General features: G+C 66.6%; 20 protein-coding genes and 1 tRNA gene. 13 read left to right on the top strand and 8 right to left on the bottom strand.

Going from position 1 to position 22,406, the window contains the following annotated elements:
* Positions 1-105: 105 nt before the first annotated feature.
* Positions 106-300: a DUF2905 domain-containing protein gene (locus AC1RWI_RS31010; protein WP_043343179.1), complete on the bottom strand. Its 195-nt coding sequence runs from the start codon at positions 298-300 to the stop codon at positions 106-108.
* 38 nt (positions 301-338) lie between these two features.
* Positions 339-1,538, bottom strand: coding sequence for a class I SAM-dependent methyltransferase (locus AC1RWI_RS31015; RefSeq protein WP_043343181.1), 1,200 nt, complete (start codon positions 1,536-1,538; stop codon positions 339-341).
* 15 nt (positions 1,539-1,553) lie between these two features.
* Here AC1RWI_RS31015 and AC1RWI_RS31020 point away from each other — a divergent pair, with 15 nt between their 5' ends.
* From AC1RWI_RS31020 to ttcA, 3 genes are all read left to right on the top strand, one after another.
* Positions 1,554-2,381, top strand: a complete 828-nt coding sequence (locus tag AC1RWI_RS31020) for an SDR family oxidoreductase (protein WP_082054778.1) — start codon at positions 1,554-1,556, stop codon at positions 2,379-2,381.
* 70 nt (positions 2,382-2,451) lie between these two features.
* Positions 2,452-2,865, top strand: a complete 414-nt coding sequence (locus AC1RWI_RS31025) for a dihydroneopterin aldolase (RefSeq protein WP_043343182.1) — start codon at positions 2,452-2,454, stop codon at positions 2,863-2,865.
* Between the two features lie 155 nt (positions 2,866-3,020).
* Positions 3,021-3,962 carry a tRNA 2-thiocytidine(32) synthetase TtcA gene (ttcA, locus tag AC1RWI_RS31030; protein ID WP_492870220.1) on the top strand — a complete coding sequence of 314 codons (942 nt, stop codon included), beginning with the start codon at positions 3,021-3,023 and terminating at the stop codon, positions 3,960-3,962.
* A 35-nt stretch (positions 3,963-3,997) separates the two neighbouring features.
* Here ttcA and AC1RWI_RS31035 read toward each other — a convergent pair whose 3' ends face one another.
* Positions 3,998-4,864 carry a DUF6279 family lipoprotein gene (locus AC1RWI_RS31035; RefSeq protein WP_492870221.1) on the bottom strand — a complete coding sequence of 289 codons (867 nt, stop codon included), beginning with the start codon at positions 4,862-4,864 and terminating at the stop codon, positions 3,998-4,000.
* Positions 4,865-5,121: 257 nt separating this feature from the next.
* On the opposite strand from AC1RWI_RS31035, the gene glmU reads away from it, so the two are divergent.
* The 5 genes from glmU (at position 5,122) to AC1RWI_RS31060 (ending at position 12,372) form a co-directional block, all read left to right on the top strand.
* Positions 5,122-6,483 carry a bifunctional UDP-N-acetylglucosamine diphosphorylase/glucosamine-1-phosphate N-acetyltransferase GlmU gene (glmU, locus tag AC1RWI_RS31040; RefSeq protein WP_043343188.1) on the top strand — a complete coding sequence of 454 codons (1,362 nt, stop codon included), beginning with the start codon at positions 5,122-5,124 and terminating at the stop codon, positions 6,481-6,483.
* Between the two features lie 120 nt (positions 6,484-6,603).
* Complete coding sequence (gene glmS / locus AC1RWI_RS31045) at positions 6,604-8,442, top strand: glutamine--fructose-6-phosphate transaminase (isomerizing) (RefSeq protein WP_492870223.1); 1,839 nt, start codon at positions 6,604-6,606, stop codon at positions 8,440-8,442.
* A gap of 647 nt (positions 8,443-9,089) precedes the next feature.
* Positions 9,090-11,057, top strand: coding sequence for a sensor histidine kinase (locus AC1RWI_RS31050; RefSeq protein ID WP_492870224.1), 1,968 nt, complete (start codon positions 9,090-9,092; stop codon positions 11,055-11,057).
* Positions 11,054-11,827, top strand: a complete 774-nt coding sequence (locus tag AC1RWI_RS31055) for a response regulator transcription factor (protein WP_492870225.1) — start codon at positions 11,054-11,056, stop codon at positions 11,825-11,827. Before AC1RWI_RS31050 ends, AC1RWI_RS31055 begins: the two co-directional genes overlap by 4 nt.
* A gap of 224 nt (positions 11,828-12,051) precedes the next feature.
* On the top strand, positions 12,052-12,372 hold the full coding sequence (locus AC1RWI_RS31060) for a hypothetical protein (RefSeq protein WP_043343193.1): 321 nt from the start codon (positions 12,052-12,054) through the stop codon (positions 12,370-12,372).
* A gap of 1 nt (position 12,373) precedes the next feature.
* Here the strand turns inward: AC1RWI_RS31060 and AC1RWI_RS31065 are convergent, their stop codons facing one another.
* From AC1RWI_RS31065 to AC1RWI_RS31080, 4 genes are read right to left on the bottom strand one after another with little or no spacing between them, the layout of a single operon-like run.
* The gene (locus tag AC1RWI_RS31065) at positions 12,374-13,675 is read right to left on the bottom strand and encodes a sensor domain-containing diguanylate cyclase (protein WP_492870226.1); all 1,302 of its coding nucleotides are present in this window, start codon (positions 13,673-13,675) and stop codon (positions 12,374-12,376) included.
* A 7-nt stretch (positions 13,676-13,682) separates the two neighbouring features.
* A complete protein-coding gene (locus AC1RWI_RS31070; RefSeq protein WP_492870227.1) occupies positions 13,683-14,042 on the bottom strand; it encodes a phosphonate transporter in 360 nt (119 codons plus the stop codon).
* 48 nt (positions 14,043-14,090) lie between these two features.
* Positions 14,091-15,533 carry an HDOD domain-containing protein gene (locus AC1RWI_RS31075; RefSeq protein ID WP_236701957.1) on the bottom strand — a complete coding sequence of 481 codons (1,443 nt, stop codon included), beginning with the start codon at positions 15,531-15,533 and terminating at the stop codon, positions 14,091-14,093.
* Between the two features lie 8 nt (positions 15,534-15,541).
* Entirely contained in the window at positions 15,542-17,212 is a 1,671-nt protein-coding gene (locus tag AC1RWI_RS31080) for a putative bifunctional diguanylate cyclase/phosphodiesterase (protein ID WP_236701958.1), read from the bottom strand.
* Between the two features lie 433 nt (positions 17,213-17,645).
* Here AC1RWI_RS31080 and AC1RWI_RS31085 point away from each other — a divergent pair, with 433 nt between their 5' ends.
* From AC1RWI_RS31085 to AC1RWI_RS31100, 4 genes are all read left to right on the top strand, one after another.
* Positions 17,646-18,065, top strand: a complete 420-nt coding sequence (locus AC1RWI_RS31085) for a hotdog fold thioesterase (RefSeq protein ID WP_043343203.1) — start codon at positions 17,646-17,648, stop codon at positions 18,063-18,065.
* Between the two features lie 149 nt (positions 18,066-18,214).
* Positions 18,215-18,289 (top strand) — tRNA-Cys (locus tag AC1RWI_RS31090).
* A 258-nt stretch (positions 18,290-18,547) separates the two neighbouring features.
* Positions 18,548-18,991 carry a GNAT family N-acetyltransferase gene (locus tag AC1RWI_RS31095; protein ID WP_043343206.1) on the top strand — a complete coding sequence of 148 codons (444 nt, stop codon included), beginning with the start codon at positions 18,548-18,550 and terminating at the stop codon, positions 18,989-18,991.
* Positions 18,992-19,013: 22 nt separating this feature from the next.
* Positions 19,014-20,123: a bifunctional nicotinamide-nucleotide adenylyltransferase/Nudix hydroxylase gene (locus tag AC1RWI_RS31100; protein WP_236701959.1), complete on the top strand. Its 1,110-nt coding sequence runs from the start codon at positions 19,014-19,016 to the stop codon at positions 20,121-20,123.
* Positions 20,124-20,318: 195 nt separating this feature from the next.
* Here AC1RWI_RS31100 and AC1RWI_RS31105 read toward each other — a convergent pair whose 3' ends face one another.
* Entirely contained in the window at positions 20,319-21,239 is a 921-nt protein-coding gene (locus AC1RWI_RS31105) for a LysR family transcriptional regulator (protein WP_043343209.1), read from the bottom strand.
* A gap of 157 nt (positions 21,240-21,396) precedes the next feature.
* Here AC1RWI_RS31105 and AC1RWI_RS31110 point away from each other — a divergent pair, with 157 nt between their 5' ends.
* Entirely contained in the window at positions 21,397-22,398 is a 1,002-nt protein-coding gene (locus AC1RWI_RS31110) for a Bug family tripartite tricarboxylate transporter substrate binding protein (protein ID WP_492870229.1), read from the top strand.
* Positions 22,399-22,406: the final 8 nt, after the last annotated feature.

A 22,406-nucleotide genomic window follows, 5' to 3' on the forward strand; every position in this document is an offset into this window, starting at 1 on the left:
GCTCGTCTTGGTCTTGCGTGGCATACATGCTCCTTGGTGACATGTTATGCCCTAAACACAAAATCTCTGACAGGCCCGCAGCCAGCCTATCAACCTACGCCCCCCCTAAAACAACTTCCCAATCACCAACGCCACCATCGACAACAAAATCGTCGAAGCAAACGGCAACACAAACTCCCTCCCAAACAACCGAAACCGCAAATCCCCCGGCAACCGCCCCAACCCCAGCTTCTGCAGCCAGGGCAGTGCCGCCGACAGCACGATGACGGCCAGGAAGATGGTGAAAGTCCAGCGCAGCATGTGTGGGTGTGCCTAGAGGGTGAGGTGAGATGCGCGGACTATAGCGCGTGGCTGCGATCGCCGCGCGCGAAGCCTGCCAGCGGCAGCGTTGCGTCAAAGTCGCGGGTCAGCGCGATCACCTTGAACAGTTCGCCCATCTCGGCCTCGGACAGCAGCTTTTGCACCGCGTTGGCGGCGGGCAGGAAGTTGCGCGTGTCGTTGGGGTCCAGCGCCATCAGCAGCTCGGTGATGCCGGCATTCATCAGGAAGCGCGCCTGCGAGGCGAAGCCGGCCACCGTCAGCCCGGCATCGGCGGCGGCGTGGGCGATGCCGCTGAAGTTGACGTGGGCGGTGATGTCCTGCAGGCCAGGGTAGAGGAAGGGGTCCGGGTGGGCGTGATGGCGGTAGTGGCACATCAGCGTGCCGCCGACACGCTGCGGATGGTAGTACTCGGCAGCGGGGAAACCGTAATCGATCAGGAACACCGCACCCCGCGTGAGCATCGTGCCCACTGCGCGCATGAAGCCTTCGGCCTCGGCGTGGGTTTCGGTGACGATGTCGTGGTCGCCGGCCACGGCGTGCAGTGCTTCAGGCAGGGCGTCGGCCGCCACGGGACGGTCCGAGAAGCCGAAGGCTGCGTCGGATGCGTCGGCATCGCTGTCACGGCGGGCTACGCCGCGCTCCAGCCAGCGGCCGTGGCTGCGGGCGAACAGCCGCACCGGCATGGCGTCCAGCACTTCGTTGCCGACCACGATCCCTTCGAAATGCTCGGGCAGGGTATCCAGCCAGGCGACGCGTGGGGCCAGATGCGGCGCGCGCGTGGCCAGCGTGGCCTGCTGGCGCGCGCGCAGCTCGCCGGAGAGCTCGACGATGGCGTAGCGCTCGGGCAACTGGCCTTCCTGCTCCAGGGCCAGCAGCAGGTCGGCGGCGAGCCGGCCGGTGCCGGCGCCGAATTCCAGGACCTGCGACAGGCCTTGCGCCAGCAGCGGCGCGAACTGGCGCGCGAGCGTACGGGCGAAATACGGGCTGAGTTCGGGGGCGGTGATGAAGTCGCTGCCATCGCGCGCGTCGCGGCCGAACTTGGCGGCGCCGCCGCTGTAGTAGCCCAGCCCGGGCGCATATAGCGCAAGCGCCATATAGCGGTCGAAACCGAGCCAGCCGCCCGCGTCGTCGATAGCCCGGCCGATGTGCGCGCTCAGCGCGGCGGACGCCGACAGTGCGTCGGCGGGGGGAAGGGGTAAACTAGCGCCTTTGTGCATATCGCGATTGTAGCAATGCCAGCCTCCGAATCCCCTGACTCCGCATCGCCTGCCGGCGCTACCGCCGCCGCAGCCTCCGCCACCCCCGCGCGCGGCATCGCGCTCGTCACCGGCGCCGCGCGCCGGCTCGGGCGTGTGATCGCGCTGGAACTGGCCCAGCGCGGCTGGGACGTGGCGGTGCATTGCCACCGCTCCGTGGCCGAGGCCGAGGCGCTGGCCGAACAGATCCGCGCCGGTGGCCAGCGTGCCGCCGTGCTGCAAGCCGACCTGGCCGACGAGGCGTCCACCGCCACGCTGATCAAGGCCTGCACCGATGCGCTGGGCGTGCCGACCTGCCTGGTCAACAATGCCTCGCTGTTCCAGTATGACGTGGCCACCAGCTTTTCCTATGCCTCGCTCGATACGCATATGCGTACCAATGTGGCCGCGCCGCTGCTGCTCGCGCGCGAAATGCACCGTGCCATGTCGGACACGCAGCGCGGCGTGGTCATCAACCTGCTCGACCAGAAGCTGGATAACCTGAATCCGGACTTCCTGTCGTACACGCTGTCCAAGGCGGCGCTGCAGACGGCTACCGTGCAGCTGGCCCAGGCGCTGGGACCCAAGCTGCGCGTGGTGGGCGTGGCGCCCGGCATCACCATGGTCTCGGGCGACCAGTCCAGCCCGGGCTTCCGGCGCGCCCACCGCATGACGCCGCTGGGGCAGTCGTCCACCCCGGAAGACATCGCGCAGGCGGTGGCCTACCTGGCCGAAGCGCGCGCCGTGACCGGCACCACGCTTTACGTCGACGGCGGCCAGCACCTGATGCCGCTGGCGCGCGACGTGATGTTCCTGACCGAATGACCGAATAACGTACCCGGCGCGCGCGCCAAGTCCGCGCGCGCCTTCTCCCTCTTTTTTCCTCTCCCCCATCATGACCATGCTCGCCGCCCTCACACATCCCAGCCTGCAAGACTGCCGCCGCATGTTCTTGCGCAACTACGAAGTGCAGATCAACATCGGCGTGCACGAATTCGAGAAAAAGGGCGAACAGCGCGTGCTGATCAATATCGACCTGTTCGTGCCGCTGGCCCAGAGCACACCCCAGGACGACAAGCTGCAGGAAGTGGTGGACTACGACTTCATGCGCAATACGGTTGCCGAGCGCATGGCGCAGGGCCACGTGCACCTGCAGGAAACCCTGTGCGATGACGTGGCGCGCGCCATGCTCAAGCACCCCAAGGTGCGCGCCGTGCGCGTATCGACCGAAAAGCCGGACGTGTACCCGGACTGCGATTCGGTCGGCGTCGAGGTGTTCCACATCAAGAGCGAGCAGGCTGGCCAGTAAGTGAGCCGCTCTGGCGGGCTGCCGGCGCAGGGTGGCAGCTCACGGTAAAATGCCGGGTTCTCCGGCCCCGGCAGCTTGCATGTGATGCAAATGCCGCATTGCGCGCCGCTTTGCCCTTGCTTTGCCGTACCCGATCGCCCCATCACCCCATCGCCATGACCGCCACCACGCATTCCAAGAACTTCTTCCGTCTGGAGACCTATCTCCAGTCGCAGACGGGCCGCGCCATCGGCGATTTCAAGATGATCGAGGATGGCGACACGGTGCTGGTGTGCCTCTCCGGCGGCAAGGACTCGTACACCATGCTGTCGGTGCTGATGGCGCTGCAAAAGCGCGCGCCGGTCAAGTTCAAGCTGATCGCGATGAACCTGGACCAGAAGCAGCCGGGCTTTCCCGCGCACATCCTGCCGGCCTATCTGAAATCGGTGGGGGTGGAGTATGTGATCGTCGACGCGGATACCTATTCCATCGTCAAGGAGAAGGTGCCTGAGGGCAAGACCACCTGCTCGCTTTGCTCGCGCCTGCGCCGCGGTGTGATCTACCGCACCGCCAAGGAACTCGGCGCCAACAAGATCGCGCTGGGCCACCATCGCGACGACATCATCCAGACCTTCTTCCTGAACCTGTTCTTCGGCGGCAAGATGAAGGCGATGCCGCCCAAGCTGGCCACCGACGACGGCCAGCACATCGTGATCCGCCCGCTGGCCTATTGCCCTGAAAAGGACATCGCGAGCTACGCGCGCGCGATGGAATACCCGATCATCCCGTGCAACCTGTGCGGCTCGCAGGAAAACCTGCAGCGCAAGAAGGTCAAGGAGATGGTGCTGGAGTGGGAGCGGACCAATCCGGGGCGCACCGACAATATCTTTGCCGCGCTGCGCAGCGTGGTGCCGTCGCATCTGGCCGATACCGATCTGTTCGATTTCAACGGGCTGGCAACCGGCCTGGCCAAGGTGGACGAGGCATCGCTGTTCGGCGAGACCACTTTCTCCCAGCCGCCGCTGGTCTTTGCAGGCGGCATGGAAGAGAACAAGCTGGAATTCGTGCGCTTCGAGAAGTCCGCGCCCGCCGGCCCGGCGCGGCCTGCCGCCGAATAGGCCACGGGCCTGCCTCCCGGCCTCCCGGCCCCTCGTCAGTTCTCGGAGCGCGTTGGCCGGGGCGCCGCCGCATTGGCGGTGCCATCGCGCATCAACGCGTTCGCGTCGTCGATCCATTTCTGGAAGCGATCCGCCGCGTGGGCTCTTTGCTCCGGTGTTGTCAGGTTGGCAATGGTGACGGTCAGCGCCAGCCCGGCCTCGTTGTTGGCATCGTACCGGGCATTGCGCTCACGCGTAGGCGGGTTCTGCCAGTGGTCGCCATAGCGCCTCAGCATTTCCACGACCTGGGCCTTGGGCGGATGCTCGGCCTGCACCTGGCGCACCAGCGCCAGCCATTCCTGCTGGCGCTTGACGCGTTCCGCGTAGCGCGCCTCGGCGCCTTGCACCACGGGCGCCATGGCGCGGCGGATAGTGGCCTCCTGGTCACTTGAAAAGCGCCCGTAGACCAGCCGCGCGTAGTCCATCACCTTGTCGAACCGGGCTTCCTCGCGGGCCGCCGGGTCGGGGCGCAGGTATTCCTTGCGGTATTTGGCGTTGGCGTCCGCGAACTTCTTCTCCATGCGGGCGATCTGCTCAGGGGTCAGCGTCAGCAGCAGGTCGGCCACGTCGGGCGTGGAGCGATCGAAGGCGACGCGTGCCAGGCGCTGGGCGTCTTCCTGGATCTTGCCCACCGCGGTGGCGGAGACCGGTTGCTGTACCTCGCTCTTGGCCTGGCGCAGCAGCCTGGCGATCTCGGGCAGCTGGTCCTTGCGATGCCAGGCAAAGAAGCGGGCGATGGCGTCGCGGGTGAGGGGTTCCTGGCTGGCCGAGACGTCCACGTAGTTGTCGATCCACCAGTAGGCGAGCCGGTCGCCCTGCTGGTAGCCTAGCTTTACGGCATTGCAGGCCGTCAGGGCGACCACGGCTGTGACCAGAAAGAGACGCCGGAGACGGTCCCCGCGCAGGAAGGGATAAGCGGTCAAACGGCGCAAAACCCCCATGATAGAATCCTTTTCCGCGCGTTTTGGCACCTGATCGCGCCCGCGATTCCCAACCGTTGCTGGCTTTGCCGCCGGTTTCGGGCTTCGGGCCAGGACCCTGGCCAACGCTGCTGGCCCCCGGGCTCGCCAAGGGGGTGATTCATACTGTTTGCTGGACACACTCACTTAGGACCCTCCTTGTGAATATCGTCATTCTCGCTGCAGGAATGGGCAAGCGGATGAACTCCGCGCTGCCCAAGGTCCTGCATCCTCTCGCGGGCCGGCCGCTGCTTGCTCATGTGATTGAGACGGCACGAAAATTGTTGCCGACCCGGCTCGTCGTGGTGGTTGGGCATGGCGCCGAGCGCGTGCGCGAGGCGGTTGGCGCGCCAGACGTTGCCTTCGCCCTGCAGGCCGAGCAGCTTGGCACCGGCCATGCCGTGGCGCAGGCGCTCCCATTGCTCGACGACAGCCAGCCGACGCTGGTGCTGTACGGCGATGTGCCGCTGACCGAAGCTGCCACGCTGCAGCGCCTGGTGGCCGCTGCCGGCAGCGAGCGCTTGGGCATCCTGACGGTCGAAATGGATGACCCCACCGGCTATGGCCGCATCGTGCGCGAGGCGGGCAAGATCGTGCGCATCGTCGAGCAAAAGGATGCCAGCGAGCCGCAGCGCGCCATCCGTGAGATCAACACCGGCATCATCCTGGCGCCCACCGGCCCCCTGCGTCGCTGGCTGTCCACGCTGCGCAATGACAATGCCCAGGGCGAGTATTACCTGACCGACGCCGTCGAGCGCGCGGTGGCCGACGGCATGGAAGTGGTTTCCGCGCAGCCCGATGCGCTGTGGGAAACGCTGGGCGTGAACAGCAAGGTACAGCTCGCCGAGCTCGAGCGCATCCATCAGCGCAACCTGGCGCAGCGCCTGCTTGAAGCGGGCGTGACGCTGCTGGATCCGGCGCGCATCGATATCCGCGGCGAGCTTACCTGCGGGCGCGACGTCACCATCGACGTGAACTGCGTGTTCGAAGGCCGCGTGCATCTGGAGGACGGTGCGCATATCGGCGCCAACTGCGTGCTGCGCAACAGCACCGTGGGCGCTGGCGCGCGGGTGCAGCCGTTCTGCCATTTCGAGGATGCCAGCGTTGGCGCGGCCGGCCGCATCGGCCCGTACGCGCGCCTGCGTCCCGGCACGGTGTTGGGCGAGGATGTGCACATCGGCAACTTCGTCGAGGTCAAGAACAGCCAGATCGCCGCGCACAGCAAGGCCAACCACCTTGCCTACGTGGGCGACGCCACGGTCGGCTCGCGCGTCAACATCGGCGCGGGCACCATCACCTGCAACTACGATGGCGCGAACAAGTACCGCACCGTCATCGAGGATGATGTCTTTATCGGTTCCGATACGCAGCTGGTCGCGCCGGTGACCGTGCGCCGCGGCGCCACCATTGGCGCCGGCACGACGCTGACCAAGGAGGCGGCGGCCGACAAGCTGACGCTGTCGCGCTCCAAGCAGATGACGCTCGACGCGTGGCAGCGTCCGGTCAAGCAAGTCAAGAAATAAGCCCCGCCGCCGCCTGGCCGGGATACGGCCGGGCGGCAATGGCAACTCGCGGGAGACGGCAGCGCCGTCCTCGCGCCAATCATCCGGTGCGGCCGTGTCCGCGCCCTGTGGGAGAAGAATATGTGCGGCATCGTCGGCGGGGTTTCCTCGCGCAATATTGTTCCGGTCCTGATCGAAGGACTGCGTCGCCTCGAGTACCGTGGCTATGATTCCTGCGGCGTGGCGGTAGTGCGCGACAACGCGCTCGAGCGCGCCCGCACGGTCTCGCGCGTGGCCGACCTGGACGAGCAGACCCGCGCGTCCGGCCTGGCCGGCATGACCGGCGTGGCGCATACGCGCTGGGCCACGCACGGCAAGCCCGACACCACCAACGCCCACCCGCATTTCTCGGGTGAGTCCATCGCGCTGGTGCACAACGGCATCATCGAGAACTACGAGCCGCTGCGCGAGGAGCTGCGCGCCGCCGGCTATGGCTTCGAGTCGCAGACCGACACCGAAGTGGTGGCCCACCTGATCCACCAGGTCTACACCTACCCGAGCAGCGCCACGCGCGGCGACCTGTTCGCCTCGGTGCGTGCCGTGACCAAGCGCCTGCACGGCGCCTATGCCATCGCCGTGTTCTCCAAGGACCATCCGGAACGCGTGGTCGGCGCCCGCGCCGGCTCGCCGCTGGTGGTGGCGCTGGGCGACAACGAATCCTTCCTGGCTTCGGATGCGCTGGCCGTGGCGGGTACCGCCAACCGCATCGTCTACCTGGAAGAAGGCGACGTGGTGGAAATCACCCGCGAAGGCGCCACCATCCGCGACGCGCACGACCACCTGGTCGAGCGCGAAGTGCGCGTGGTCGAGACGCACGCCGCGGCGGTGGAGCTGGGCCCGTACCGCCACTTCATGCAGAAGGAAATCTTCGAGCAGCCGCGCGCGCTCGGCGATACGCTGGAAGGCATCGACGCCATTACGCCCGAACTGTTCGGCGAGACAGCCCAGAGCGTGTTCAGCGAGATCGACAGCGTGCTGATCCTGGCTTGCGGCACCAGCTATTACTCGGGCTGCACCGCCAAGTACTGGCTCGAATCCGTGGCCAAGATCCCGACCCAGGTCGAGGTGGCGAGCGAGTACCGCTACCGCGAAACCGTGCCCAACCCGCGCGCGCTGGTGGTGGTGATCTCGCAGTCTGGCGAGACCGCCGATACCATGGCCGCCCTGCGCCACGCCAAGTCGCTGGGGCACTCGCATACCCTGGCTGTGTGCAATGTGTCCACCAGCGCCATGGTGCGCGAGACCGCGCTGCGCTTCCTGACGCGTGCCGGCACCGAGATCGGCGTCGCGTCGACCAAGGCCTTCACCACCCAGCTCGCCGCGTTGTACATGCTGACCCTTGCGCTGGCCAAGGTACGCGGCAGGCTCACGGCCGAGGCGGAAGCCGCGGCGCTGACCAACCTGCGCCACCTGCCCGTGGCCCTGCACGGCGTGCTGGCGCTGGAGCCGCAGATCATCTCCTGGTCCGAGGACTTTGCCCGCCGCGAGAATGCGCTGTTCCTGGGCCGTGGCCTGCATTACCCGATCGCCCTGGAAGGCGCGCTCAAGCTCAAGGAAATCTCGTACATCCACGCCGAGGCCTATCCGGCCGGCGAGCTCAAGCACGGCCCGCTGGCACTGGTGACCGAGGCCATGCCGGTGGTCACGGTGGCGCCCAACGACGCGCTGCTGGAAAAGCTGAAGTCCAATATCCAGGAAGTGCGCGCCCGCGGCGGCCGGCTGTATGTGTTCGCCGACAGCGACACCCACATCCATTCCACCGAAGGCATCCAGGTGATCCGCTTGCCCGAGCACTACGGCGACCTGTCGCCGATCCTGCACGTGGTGCCGCTGCAATTGCTGGCTTACCATACCGCCTGCGCGCGCGGCACCGACGTGGACAAGCCGCGTAACCTGGCCAAGTCGGTCACGGTGGAGTAACGCAAGCGATAGCTGCAAGCCGCCGCGCCGCATGGCCAGGAACGCCTGGCTGGCCGGGCGGCATGGCCGGCATGAGCAAGCGTCTATTCATAAGCGTCCATTCATGCCAGTTACCGGTGGAGGGCGCGCGGCCAGGTGGCCAGCTGCGCGTCGATGCTGGTCTCAGGATGGCCTCTCGGCTCGCCACCCGCTATCGGTGAGTTGCCTGCTTTGGTATCGGCTACCGCCGCCGGTTCGCCTCATTCGTTTGGCGGACTTGAACAATCCCGGCCAATAGCCAAGAATCTCGCACGGTTGTGTTTTCGCCGAAGACGTGCCCGGCACTGGGCCTCCTGCAGATCCAGATCACCAGATCAGCGGGAAGAAGACAAAAAGATAAGAAAATAAAACATCAAATACGATAATGCGGACCAGGTGCTCTGGGAGTCCCGCCGCACACCTTGCCTCGAGAATGACTGAAGATTGGCTTGCGGGGCGGCTCCTCTGCCGCCCAGGATTGCTGGCGTGCCCAGCTGGCGGAGTCACGCGCCTGCAGCCCAGCCATTCTCGTTGTCCCTGCATCCTGGCAGCGGACGGTCATGGTCACGGTCATGCGTCATGCAGCGCAGCAGGACCGGCCTTGTGATCCGGCCACCTGGTTTCGCCGCATGAGCGCCGCCGCCCCGCCCCGGCGCCATGGCGCTGGCGTCATGCTGGCCCGCCGCCTCCATGCGGCCGGTCTTGTCGGCATGCTGGCCTGGCTGCTGGTGGCGCGGGCCTGGGCCTCCGATGCCGGCCCGCTGCCCCTGCAAAGCCCCGACGTGTCCTGGTTGCGCGATCCGGGCGGGCGGCTCACGATCGCGCAGGTTGCCGCGCATGACAACGGATTCCAGCCATTGCGCGGCGGCCTGAGCGAGGGTTTTACCCATGACGTGGTCTGGCTAAAGGCGGTGCTGCCCGCGGCGGCCCAGGGTGGCGAGCGCTGGCTGGAGATCTGGCCGGGGGCGCTTGACGATGTGCGCCTGTACCAGGCAGCGGCGAACGGCGCCTGGGTGGAGCGCCGCAGCGGCTATGCGCTGCCCATCGAGGCCCGCGACGGCCCCGATGGGCGTAGCCGCAACCTGGCCTTCCGGCTTGCGCAGCCGCAGCCGGGCGATGTGCTCTACCTGCGCATCCGGACCACCGGCACAATGGCGGCCGCATTGCGGCTGTGGCATGGATCCGAGCTGCGCGCGGCAAGCGCGGCTGCCGACATCGGCTATGGCATGCACCTGGGTTTCGTGGCCACGGCGGTGCTGTTCTACCTGGCGGGCTGGCTGCTGACCCGCCGCGCGCTCTACGGCGCTTTTTCCCTGCTCGTGGCCGTGGCTACCCTGCGCTGGCTTGCCGTTGACGGACTGGCCAGCCAGTTTCTCTTTCCGCGCGATGCCACCGTGCCGCTCCTGGCCGCCAAGGCCCTGGTGGGGCTTCAATGGGCGTGCGCCAGCCTGTTCGTGATCTGCCTGCTGCAGTTGCGCGAGCGCGCGCCGCGCCTGCTGCGCTATTACCAGGGCCTCATGCTGACGGGCCTGGCGGTCGCCTTGTCGTCATCGAGCGACTACTACGGTATCGCGGTTTGCGTGCTCTATATCGCGGTGTTGCTGGGGCAATTGCTCTCGATACCCGTCTATCTTCGCCTGTGGCGCACCGGAGGCGCTTCCGGACGGCTGGTCGCAGCTTCGCTTTCGCTGTATTGCCTCATCATCCTGCCTGGCTGCCTTGGCGCGTTCGGCCTGATGCCGCTGAGCCTCGCCACGATCCAAGGCGCACACCTGCTCGACCTGCCGCTGATGCTGGTGCTGCACCTGACCATTGCGCTGCGCGTGCGCGAAGCGGAAAGCGAGCGCAAGAGCGAGCGGCAGCAGGCCTGCGAGGCCATGGCGTCTTCCCTGCGCGAGCGGCGTGCGTTCGAGGAGCAAAGCCGTTTGCTCGCGATGATGACGCATGAGGTCCGCACGCCGGTGGCGGTGATCGATGCCGCGGCCTATAGCCTGCGCCTGCTCGACGACATCGGCGGCGACCGCGCCCAGCGCGAGAGCCGCTACCAGAGCATCCAGCTGGCCGTGCGGCGGCTGAAGCTCCTGATGGAGCTGGCCGAGGCGCGCGAGCGGCTGGTGCCCGGCGAACAGCAGCTCGACACTGCGCCATTTGGCTTCGCCGAACTCAGCCGCGATGTGCTCGCGTCGCTCGAGCCGCACGCGGCGGCCCGTGTGTCCCTGGAGGCCGGGGCTGGGCTGCCCCAGCTCGATGGGGATATCCGCCTGCTGCACTTCGCCTTGCTCAACTTGCTGGACAACGCGCTCAAGTACGCCTACCCGGCAAGCCGCATCCTGATCGACATCGCCGCCGGCATGCGCGAAGGCGTGCGTGGCGTGGCCTGGCGCATTCGCGACCAGGGGCCCGGCGTGCCCTTGGGCAAGGAAGATGTGATCTTCGAGAAATTCCGCCGGCTCGGCGAGATGGCGGACCAGCCCGGCCTTGGGTTGGGCCTGCCGCTGGCGCGCAAGATCATGGAGCTGCATGGCGGCACCCTGTGCTGCGATCAGGGCTGGCGCGAGGGGGCCTGTTTCGTGGCGTGGCTGCCGCAGGCCGCATGACTGTCGCCGCCGCCCTTGCTGCTTCCGATGCCGCCCCAACCGGGATGCCCGAAGGGATGGCCAAAGGGGTTCCCATCGCGCTGGTCGAGGACAACGAGCGCCTGCGCACGGAGCTGGCCTTTCACTTGAGCCACGCCGGCTATGCTGTCGCGAGCCTGGCCGATGCAGCCGCGCTGGACGCGCACCTGGCCAGCCAGCCGTGCCGGCTGCTGATACTGGACCTGGGCCTTCCGGATGAGGATGGGCTGTCGATCTGCGAGCGCCTGCGCCGGACCCGGCCCGACTTGGGCATCGTCATGCTGACCGCGCGCGGCATGGCACACCACCGGCTCGCCGGGCTACGCGGCGGCGCCGATGGCTATCTTGTCAAGCCGGCGCGCACGGAAGAGCTGCTGCTGGTGATCGCCAACCTGCTGCGCCGCCTCGGCCCCGTGACGCCTGACTTTCCTTTGCCGGCGCCGGCCTGGCGCCTCGATGCGCGCCGTCTCATGGCCATCACGCCGGCTGGCAACGCGCTCCTGCTCACGCGCATGGAAAGCCAGCTACTGCAGGCCTTGCGCCGCAGCGCGCCCGATGCGGCCGGCCGCCGCCAGTTGGTGGAGGCGCTGGGTGGCAACTACCTTGACTTCGACGAGCACCGGCTCGAGGTCGCCATCAGCCGGCTGCGCGGCAAGCTCGCGCGGGCTTGGCCGCATGGCCCGGCGATCCGCACGGTGCGTGGCGTTGGCTACCTGCTGGTGCAGCGCTGGCTGGGCCAGGCTGAGGGATAGCGCTGGGAGGCCGGCGGCGAGCGGTCTTGCGCTTGTTGCGCGCTTGCGAGCATTTGTGCGCATTTGTGAGTATTTGTGAGCTTTGCCGGCGCGGATTTTTGTATGCTCACCCCCCGTCACGGGGCTGGCCGGTTGGCTTGAAGGTGTCGTCCACCGCGCGGGAAACCTCGATGCCCGCCACACCCGGGAAGAAGCATCAGAAGCACAAGTAGCGTGGAGCAAGAATGAGGCAGAGCGAGCTATTGGGAAGAGTGGCCAACGGGGCGATCCTGCGCATCGCTCGCGATCCCTGGGGCAGGCTCTTGCCAAGCGTCGTGCTGGTGGACGCCGGGGCGCAAGGCAACGACGAGGTCATTCACCGCTGGCAGATCCGCAAGATGATGGATTCGGGCTTGCTACAGTACGACGGCAGCACGGCCGAGAACTCCAGCATGTACGTCCCGACCTGCGCCGGGCTTGCGATTGGCAATGCGTGGAACCGCGCGAAGGCGAGAGCCGCGGCGGCCGGGGCAGCTGCCGCCGGCCCGGTGCCGGGCTCGGACTAGATCAGTCCTGGCTTGCCACGCAGTTCCTGCCCGCGGCCTTGGCCCGGTAAAGGGCCTTGTCGGCTGCTGCCAGCACATCGTCCAGCGTGTCCCCGGCGCCAGGCATCGTGGCGCAACCCAGACTGACCGTGCAGCGGATGTCCACGCCATTGAAGTGGAACGCGTGCTGCTCCACCGCTTGCCGGATGCGCTGTGCCGTCGCCCTGGCGCCATGCGCATTGGTCGACGGCAGCAGCAGGGCAAACTCCTCCCCGCCCAGCCGGGCAATGATATCGATGGCGCGCAGCACGCCCTGGCAGCAGGCCACCAGTTCCTTGAGGACATGGTCGCCCGCCGCGTGGCCGAGGTTGTCGTTGATGGCCTTGAAATGGTCGGCATCCAGCATGACGACCGACAAGGGTTGCCGCAGGCGCCGGGCACGCACCACTTCTGCCTCGCCGACGTCGAAGAAATGCCCGCGGTTGGCGGCTCCCGTCAGGTGGTCCCTGGTGAGCAGCTCTTTGACCTTGTCGATGCTGAGCTTGCGTTCCGTGACATCGCGCAGCACGACCGAGTAGCCGGAAACCTTGCCGTCGATTTCCTCCAGCGCCGCCACCAGCAACTGGCCCCAGTAACGCCGACCGTCACGGGTGACGCACCATAGCTCTTCCACATGCCAGCCGCTTTCGCGCGTGAGCCGGAGCTGCTCGTCGGCCCGCGCGGTGAAGTCGCTGTCCGGATGGCAGAACAGGCGCAGCGTGGCGCCTTCCACGTCCTGCCGCTTGAAGCCGGTCTGGCGCTGGCCGGACTGGTTCCAGCTGTCGATCCGGCCGGTGGCGTCCAGCGAGAAGTACGCGAAATCATTCACCGCCGAATAGACCGCGGCGAGCCAGGATTCGGTCTGCTTGAGGCTGCGCTCCTGCGCTACCACCTTCGAGATGTCCGTGAGCACCACCATCGTGCAGTCCTGGGCGACGCGCAGCATGGAGCAGGACAGGACATTGGGCTCCTGCTGCTTGCGCGTGGGCAGGAAGATGCGATGGTTCTCGCAGATATAGCCGCGCTCATGCGCGAACGTGGCCGCCATGCTCCTTAGCTCGGGAGCCAGGTCCTCGAATACGGCAAAGAGATTGTCCAGGCTGCCCGTGCGCGAGATGGGCATCAACACCTGGGCTGCCTTGGGGTTTGCCATCGCCACGTTGCCGGCTGCGTCGATGCGCAGGATGCTTGCCGGAGACATATAGAGGAAGGTCAGCAATTCCTCGTTCTCGGCCGCGAGAGCGGCCAGGTCGCCCTGGCTCTCCCCGGGATGTGCCATTGCCATGGCGCGCCTATCGCTGGATCAGCACATAGCGCCGGTCGCGGCCGGGGCGCATGAGCAGGCGGAGCTTGACCGGCGTGGGGCGCATGCGCAGGGTGAGGACATAGTCGATGGTTTCGTCCAGCGAGCCGGCATCCTCGAAGCGCTGGGCCACCATGAAATTGTTCATGCAGATGGCCACCTCGGCAAAGAAATGCCGGCCGAGCACCCGCTCCTGGGACAATCCCGCGAGCCGCGATTCGGTGGCGTTGTAACGCTCGACGATGCCCGTCGACGCAAAGCCGATGGCGCCGAAGGGCAGTGCGTCGGCGTCCTGCGCCGAGAGGCTATCCAGCTGCTCCAGCGAAATCTCCGAAAAACTCATCCTCATCCTCATTTTCCAATCCGGGGTTCACAATGCCTGCGGCCGGCGCCGCGCCTACCTGTGCTCGGCAGACCTGAGGAAGCTCGCCGAGATCTCCCGCGTCAGCAGGCTGATGGCTTCCATCTCCCCATCGGACAGCCCGCCCGCGCAGGCCGTCGGGCCCCAGTCTCCGCAGATCATGGCGACGCAGCGATTCTTGATCATCACGGGCGCCAGCAGGATGGAACGGGCATCGGGCATCTGTTCCCGATACCAGCGGGGCACGCGGTGCGCCACCTCTTTGTCGAAGGAATCTTCGAACAGCAGTGGCTTGTTGCCGATGGCGGCGAAGTGAAAGATATCTGGGACGAAGCCCTCTTCGAAGGATAGCGCTTCCATCTTCTCGCGCATGCCCTCGCCAAATCCAACCCGTGCGCCAAAACGCTTCGCCATGGGATTGAGCAGCATGAGGAAGCAATGGGAGAAGTTCAGCGCCCGCATGGCCGATTCGAGCACCAGCGGCGCCAGCTCGGAGACCGGCAGCTCGCCGCCCTCGCGCCTTACTTCCTGCAGGCTTTGCTCAAGGCGCTTGAGGGCATCCTTCGGCTTGCCGGCATTCAGGGCGGGAGTCGCCTCGGCTGCCTCGGGTGACTCCGCGTTGGTCATGGAGACGTTCAGTGCCAGGGCCTGCCGGACTGCGCTTTCCACCGCACCTGCTTGCAGGCCCAGTGCCTCGGCGTGATCCAGCAGCAAGGACTGGACCTCTTCCTGCGGCGCGTCCCTCGCCACCAGCGTGGCGGCCCGGGAGGAGACGTTGGCAATTGCGCCCAGCCAGTCGGCGTGGGATTCCAGCACAGAATCCGCGTCGAAGCGCTGGCAGCGCATCGATGTCGCGATCAGGCTGGGCAGCCGCCATTTGATCGCCGCAGCTGCCGCGACGTCTTCGAGGGTGACGCCCAGCACTTGCTGGCACGCTTCGCTTTCCTTCTCGGCATCACCCTTGCACAGGGTCTGGATCTGTTCCCACTCCTCGGCAAAGTAGAAGACCAGAAGCAGGCGGCTCATGTGGTGCATCAACGTGCAGACCACGGCTTCTTCCGCCTGCCTGATGCCTTGGGCGTTGCTAAGCGCGCGCGTGAACTCGCCGGCGATCATGGCCTGCTTCAGTTCAGTGGAAGCCTGCGGCCGGTTGATGGCTACCCCGGAGAAATAGTCCAGCAACTGGACCCCGAGCGTGAGGTGGCTGATCGCTTCGACCCCCAGGACCAGGATGGCGCGCGACACCGTCGTGACTTCGCCCCCGAACGAGCGGTACATGGCGGAGTTGGCCAGGCGTATGACCTTCTGCGACAAGCTGAAATCGCAGAGCACGCCCGCGGCCATCTCGCCGACGCTGGTGTCGCTGTTGAGCGTCTTGAAGACGTTGTCGATGCAGAACTGCAGCGTGGGGAAATCCCCTTGCTGCGCCATGCGGCCCCATAGTGTCTCGAAGAGCGTCTTGTTTGACATGGTTGACATGGCGGCGTCTACTTCGAGAACACTTGGGCGCTGCCAAGCTGGAGCGTGCCGGCTTGTGCCTGGTCCACGAACTGGGCCGGGCTCATCGCCTTTGCATAGCGCCAGCCCTGCACCAGCTCGCAGCCTTGCTCGGCCAGCAACTGGCTTTGCTCGTCCGACTCCACGCCTTCGGCGATGGCCACCAGCCCGAGTTCCCGCGCGAGCGACAACACGGCAAACACGATGGTCCGCGCATGCGGGGAGTTCATCATGTCGGCCACGAAGCTCTGGTCGATCTTCAGCGCCGAGAGCGGGAAGCGGCGCAGGTACGACAAGCTGGAGTACCCCGTGCCGAAATCGTCGACAGCGAACCGCACGCCCAATGCGCGCAACTCCATCAGCAAGTCCTGCGCCGCCTCGGGGTCGGTCATCAACGCGCCTTCCGTGATCTCCAGGACCAGCCGGTGCGAGCTGACGCCGGCATCCTTGATGGCCCGCCTGACGCTGTCGGCGAAGCCGGGGTGCCTGAACTGGACCGGAGAGACATTGACCGATATGTATCCCACGTCCAGCCCGAGCGCGTCCCAGCTTGCCAGCTGCGCACAGGCGCAGCGCAGCGCCCACGCCCCGAGATGGTTGATGAGGCCGTTATGCTCCGCAACCGGGATGAACACGCCGGGCGGGACGGACCCCGTCGGGTGTTGCCACCGCATCAGCGCCTCGACCGCGCAGACCTTGCCGGAGCCGGACCACACGATCGGCTGGTAGTGAAGCAGGAACTCGCCGTTCTGGACGGCCTCGAACATGTTCTGTTCGATCCGGAACTGCTCGTCCAGCCGATGCTCCAGCTCCGGCGTGTAGACACAGTATCGATTCTTGCCCTGAGCCTTGGCGTCATACATGGCCAGGTCCGCACGCTTGAGCAATTGCGACTCGGACTGATGCGCCAGCGTGCCGAAGGTGAGCCCCAGGCTGGTGGTGACGCGGATCTGGCAACCGGCCAGGTGAAAAGGCTGCCGGCAGACATGGATCACCTTCTCCACGATGCCGATGGCGGCCGCTTCCGAGGCGATTCCGTCCAGCAGCAGCACGAATTCATCGCCGCCCAGCCGCGCGACCATGTCCGTCGGGCGAACCGCCCCGAGCAGCCGCACGCTGACTTGCTTGAGCAAGGCGTCGCCAAATTCATGGCCGAGCGAGTCGTTGACCTTCTTGAACCCGTCGAGGTCCATCAGGGCAAGCGCAAATGGCGCCTTTCCCGTGCCATCCCCGGCAAAGTACCCGGCAATGCGTTCGCGCACCATGGCGCGGTTGCCTACACCGGTGAGCGGATCGCGAAAGGACGCCTCGATGAGCCGCTCTTCATTGTCGACCCAGTCGGTCACGTCGTAGCCAAACAGCAGCAAGCTCGGGTTGCCGTCCTCGTCGGCGTGGCGGCACACGCGCAGGTCCAGCCAGCGGCTTTCGCCGACGCCGCCGGAGAAGCGGATGCGGCCGGTCCTGCAGGGCGCGTCCTGCTCGCAGGCACGCAGCAGCTCGGCAAGTTGCTCGCGCTGCTCGAACGAGACGACATCCAGGATCGAGGATTTAAGAAGGTATTCCCGGGGATAGGCAAGCAACTGCGCCGAGGCTTCGGTTGCCAGGATGATGTTGCCCGCGACATCGATCTGCAGGGCGAGCGCGCCCGAAGCCTCGAGCAATGCCCAGGCATCCCGCGCCGACCCCCCGGCTGATAACAGTGGGTTCCGGTCGGAGGATGGCCATTCAGGGGACTCCTCCGCCAGAACCGCGTCATATGTAAACGACGTCATGGAACTCTGGTTGAAACTCGGGCCGAATTGAGCGTCTTGTCATCGAACGCCGCCAGCGCCGCCGTGCCTGGCTGTCTCGCACATTAAAGTGATTTTGGGCGCATGTTACCCAAGCTGCGCATGCCAGTTTAACGCTTAACCGCGAGCTGCGATCACCGGAATGCGTTACCTGGCAGGAGTTTGTGGCGCCGTTGCACAGAGGGCCCCGGTACATCGATGGCCCAAGCGTGGCCGCCCCGGATTTACCGGGCAGGCGCCGCCCCGCGAACGTCCGCGGACTTACTGCCTTTAGAATGCAGCACAAACCAATCGGAGACCGTGCATGCTGTGGAAATCCCCCCCCTCCCTGAAAGACCTCCAGGCTCGCCACAAGGACACGGCTGTCGAGCAGTTGGGCATCGAGTTCACCGAGATCGGCGAGGCTTCGCTCAGTGCACGCATGCCGGTGGACCGCCGCACCGTGCAGCCGCATGGCATCCTGCACGGCGGCGCTTCGGTGCTGCTGGCGGAGACGCTGGGCAGTTGCGCCGCCAGCCTGTGCCTGGATAGCGAGACCCAATATTGTGTCGGGCTCGACATCAATGCCAACCATGTGCGCGCGGCGCGCACGGGCTTTGTCACCGGTACCGCCACGCCGGTGCATATCGGCCGCACCACCCACGTGTGGGCCATCGAGATCCGCAACGAAGAAGGCAAGATGGTGTGCGTCTCCCGGATCACCATGTCCATTCTCTCGCGCTGATCGCCGCGGCCCGAAGGCCGTCGTGGTGCAATGTCCCGGCCTTGGGCAAGCGCGCGGGCGCCGTTGTACGCCTCGTGCAGAGTTTTTCATTTCCGGCTAAACTGCGCCCCGCACTGCAAGCGGGCGCCAAAGTGCGGCGTCCCGGCAGCGGCGGGGTGGCAGAGTGGTTATGCGACGGCCTGCAAAGCCGTACACGGCGGTTCGATTCCGTTCCCCCGCCTCCAGTATTCCGGTCATGGCCAGGGCGATCGCGCCATGCAGCCTGGCTGCCGCGATGCATCGCGCTCCTTTCCATTTCCCTTCGTTCTTTCCCTTTCCCGTCAGGCTATTTTGACTTGGCCCCGCCGCATTCATTCGGTGGATAAGGCGTCGTTTATGCCGTTTTCCCCGCTGGAACAAGTCGCTCGAATCATGTAGTGTGAAGTCAGCGCAGTCCATCCATGACAACCTCCGCCATCGTGCGTGGCGGGGAGATAATTGCAATGACAAGAGATCTGCGTATCCGCGCCGCACAACCGGCCGATTGGCCGGCAATCGCGGAAGTCCTTGAAGCATGTGGCCTCGCCAGCGACGATCTCGATCCCTCGCTGGCGTTGTTCCATATTGCGGTGCTCGACGGCGGCATCGTCGGTTGCGCCGGCGCCGAAGGCTATGGCGACACCGTGGTCGTGCGCTCGGTCGCGGTATTGCCGCCTTATCGCGATCGCGGCATCGCCTCCCATATGGTTTCCGCCATGCTCATGCGCGCCCGCGCCAACGGCTGCACGCGCGCCGTGTTGCTGAGCGCCAGTTGCCCCAGCTACTTTGCCCGCTACGGCTTCTCGCTGATCTCGGCGGATCGCCTGCCGCCGGAGGTACGCGCGTCGCGCGAGTTCCGGCAGCAAGAAGGCGCGCTGCCGCTGTGCATGTGTTGCGAACTGAAATGATCTGCCCGACGTGCCGATGACCGTGACGAACCCGACGAACCAGGCGGACCCGACCCGGGCGGCGAGCGCTGTCCCCTTCGATTGCCTGGTCTATATCGGCCGTTTCGAACCCTTCCACAACGGCCACTTCGCCATGCTGCGCCAGGCGCTGGCGCTGGCCAGCACGGTGATCGTGGTGCTGGGTTCCGCTGGCGGCGCCCGCACCGTCAAGAATCCGTTTTCCGCGGATGAGCGCCGCCAGATGATCCAGGGCGCTGTCGCGGCATGGGACGCTGCGCGCGTTGCCGACCTGCGCTTTGTGGTGGTGCGCGACTATTACGAAAGCGCGCGCTGGACGGCGGCGGTGCGCGCCGTGGCGGGCGCGGCGATCGAGGCTTGCGCGCATGGGACGCCGCGCGTTGGCCTGTTCGGACATTTCAAGGATGCCTCTTCGGGCTACCTGAATGACTTTCCCGGCTGGGAACTGGTGCCGCAGCCCAGCTTCGGGCAGCTCAACGCCGCCGACGTGCGCCGGCAATGGTTCGAGCAGCAAGGCGGGCTGGAGGGGCTGCAGAGCGTGCTGCCGCAGCCGGTGGCCGCCTTCCTGCGCGAGTTCGCCGGGCGCGAAGCGTTTGCGACCTTGCTGGCCGAGTATCGCTTCTTGCAGGACCACAGCCGCCGCTGGGCCGCCGCGCCGTATGCGCCGGTCTTCGTGACCGTGGATGCGGTGGTGCGCTGCTGCGGCCAGGTGCTGCTGATTCGCCGCGGCGGACAGCCCGGCCGCGGAGCCTGGGCGCTGCCCGGTGGTTTCCTGGACCAGCATGAGCGCGTGGCCGACGCGGTGCTGCGCGAGCTCGACGAGGAGACGCGCTTCGGCTTGCCCAAGGCGGCGTTGCAGCAATCCTTGCGAGACCAGGCGCTGTTCGATCATCCCGAGCGCAGCCAGCGCGGGCGCACGTTGACCCACGCTTTTTTCTTCGACCTGCCGCTCGATGCGCTGCCTGCCGTGGCCGCCGCAGACGACGCGGCCGCGGTGCGCTGGGTGCCGCAACAGGCGTTGCTGGCGCTGGAAGGGCAGATGTTCGAGGATCACCTGCTGATCCTCGATCGCTTCCTGCACCTGTTCGACGGCGAGGCGCAGCCTGCGGGCTGAGCGGTTCGCCGCCAGGTTCAGTGTCCGCCCAGGTACGCCTGCGCCAGCGCGGCGAACAGCTCCGCGCTCACCTTGGGCGCCAGGCCCGTCGCCGGACACCATTCCCACATCGGCTCCCATGCAAGCTACGACCACCACGCCAGACGCGGCCGCCGCGCTGGCGCTGGAGTTCGTGCGCGGCATGGCCTGAACGGGCTACCAGCCACTATAGGGCGCGCCCGCCATCCGGTGGGCGGCGAAGTGCTCCGCCAAAAAGTCCACGAACGCGCGCACCTTGGCCGTGAGGTGGTCGCGCGTGAGGAATACGGCGAACACATCGGCTGGCGGCGTCTCCCAGTCTGGCAGCACCTGGCGCAGCCGCCCCGAGCGGAGCATCGGCGCCACCTCCCATTCCGAGCGCATCAATATGCCGTGACCCTGCAAGGCCCAGCCGAGGGCCACTTCGCCATCGTTGGTGCTGGCCGGCCCGCGCACCTTTACGGTTTCTTGGCGGCTGGCCGAGCGCAGGTGCCAGGTGCCGTAGGTGGCGTCGCTCTCCCGGATCACGATGCAGCGGTGCTGCTGCAGCTCGCGCGGCGATGCCGGCTCGCCGTGGCTGGCCAGGTAGCGCGGCGCGGCGCATAGCAGGCGGCGGTTGTGCGCGATGGGCCGGGCGGCGAGGCGCGCATCGGGCAGATCGCCCACGCGGATGCCGACATCGAAGCCCGCCTCGGCCAGGTTCAGCGGCCGGTCCGTGAGTTCCAGTTGCACCTCCACCTCCGGGCAGGCCAGCAGGAAGGCGCCCACCGCCGGCGCCACGTGGCGCCGGCCGAAGCCCAGCGTGGCGTTGACCCGCAGCAGCCCGCGTGGCGCCACCCGGCTGCCGCCAAGCCCTTGCTCCAGTTCCTCCAGCTCGGCCAGGATGCGCGCGCCCTGCGCCAGGTAGGCCTCACCCTCCTGCGTGACGCTCAGGCGGCGCGTGGTGCGGTTGAGCAGGCGCACGCCGAGCCGCGTTTCAAGCGCCGTCAGCCGCTTGCTGGCGGCCGACGGCGTGATGCCGAACTGTTGGGCTGCGCTGGCCAGGCTGCCGCGCTTGACCAGGGTGACGAAGAAGGCGAGGTCGGAGAAGTTGTCCACGATGCGGTCCGAGGCCTGATTAGTGAAATGGGCGACTGAATGAAAGTCTTTGGGTGAAATTATAGCGATGGGTTCAATGGTTAAACTGGCATCTCAATAAACGCGGCGGCGTCGGGGGCGTTCCCTGGCAGCCAGCCTGCCACCCAGGAGACCCCACATGAACCGCTTTACCGCCATCGCCCGCCGGATCTGCCGGACGCCGCTCGCCATGAGTGCTGTTGCCTTGTCCGTTGCGCTCGCGCCGGCGGTGGCCTCGGCCCAGACGTTTCCCGCGCGCCCGATTCGCCTGATCGTGCCGTTCGCTCCGGGCGGCAGCGTCGACATCGCCGCGCGGCTGGTCACCGAAGCGTGGGGCCGGCAACTCGGCCAGCCCGTGGTGGCAGACAACCGTGCCGGCGCCTCGGGCAATATCGGCATGGACCAGGTGGCCAAGGCCAAGCCCGATGGCTACACGCTGGCCATCAACAACGTGGCGCTGGCGGTGAATCCTTCGCTCTTCGCCAGGCTGCCGTTCGACACCGAGCGCGACCTGGCGTCGGTTGGCACCATGGGCACCTCGCAGCATGTGCTGGTGGTGACCAACGGCCTGCCGGCCAAGAATGTGAAGGAACTGATTGCGTTGGCCAAGAGCCGCCCCGGGCAGCTCAGCTTTGGCTCGGCGGGCACTGGCAGCACCTTCCACATGGCGGCGGAGCTGTTCAAGTCAGAGTCCGGCACGGCCATCCTGCACGTGCCATACAAGGGCGGCGGCCCGGCCATGGTCGATACCATCGCCGGCCAGGTGCAGCTCAGCTTCCCGGTGCTCTCCGCCGCGCTGCCGCAGGTGCAGGCCGGCAAGCTGCGCGCGCTGGCGGTGACCGGGCCCAAGCGCTCGCCGCTGCTGCCCGATGTGCCCACCATTGTCGAGGCGGGCCTGCCCAACTACGCCTTCGAGACCTGGTTCATCGTCAGTGCGCCGGCCGGCACGCCCAAGGCGGTGATCGCCAAGCTCAACCAGACGCTGAACCAGGCACTGGCCGCGCCGCAGATCAAGGCGCGCCTGCTCAAGGAAGGCTTCGAGCCGCTCACCATGAGCCCGTCCCAGGCCGACACCATGCTGCACAAGGAAATCAAGCGCTGGGCCGCGCAGATCAAGCAGGCCGGCATCACGCCGGAGTAAGCGCGGCG

The organism is Cupriavidus sp. MPR-AND1C, from assembly GCF_058809705.1.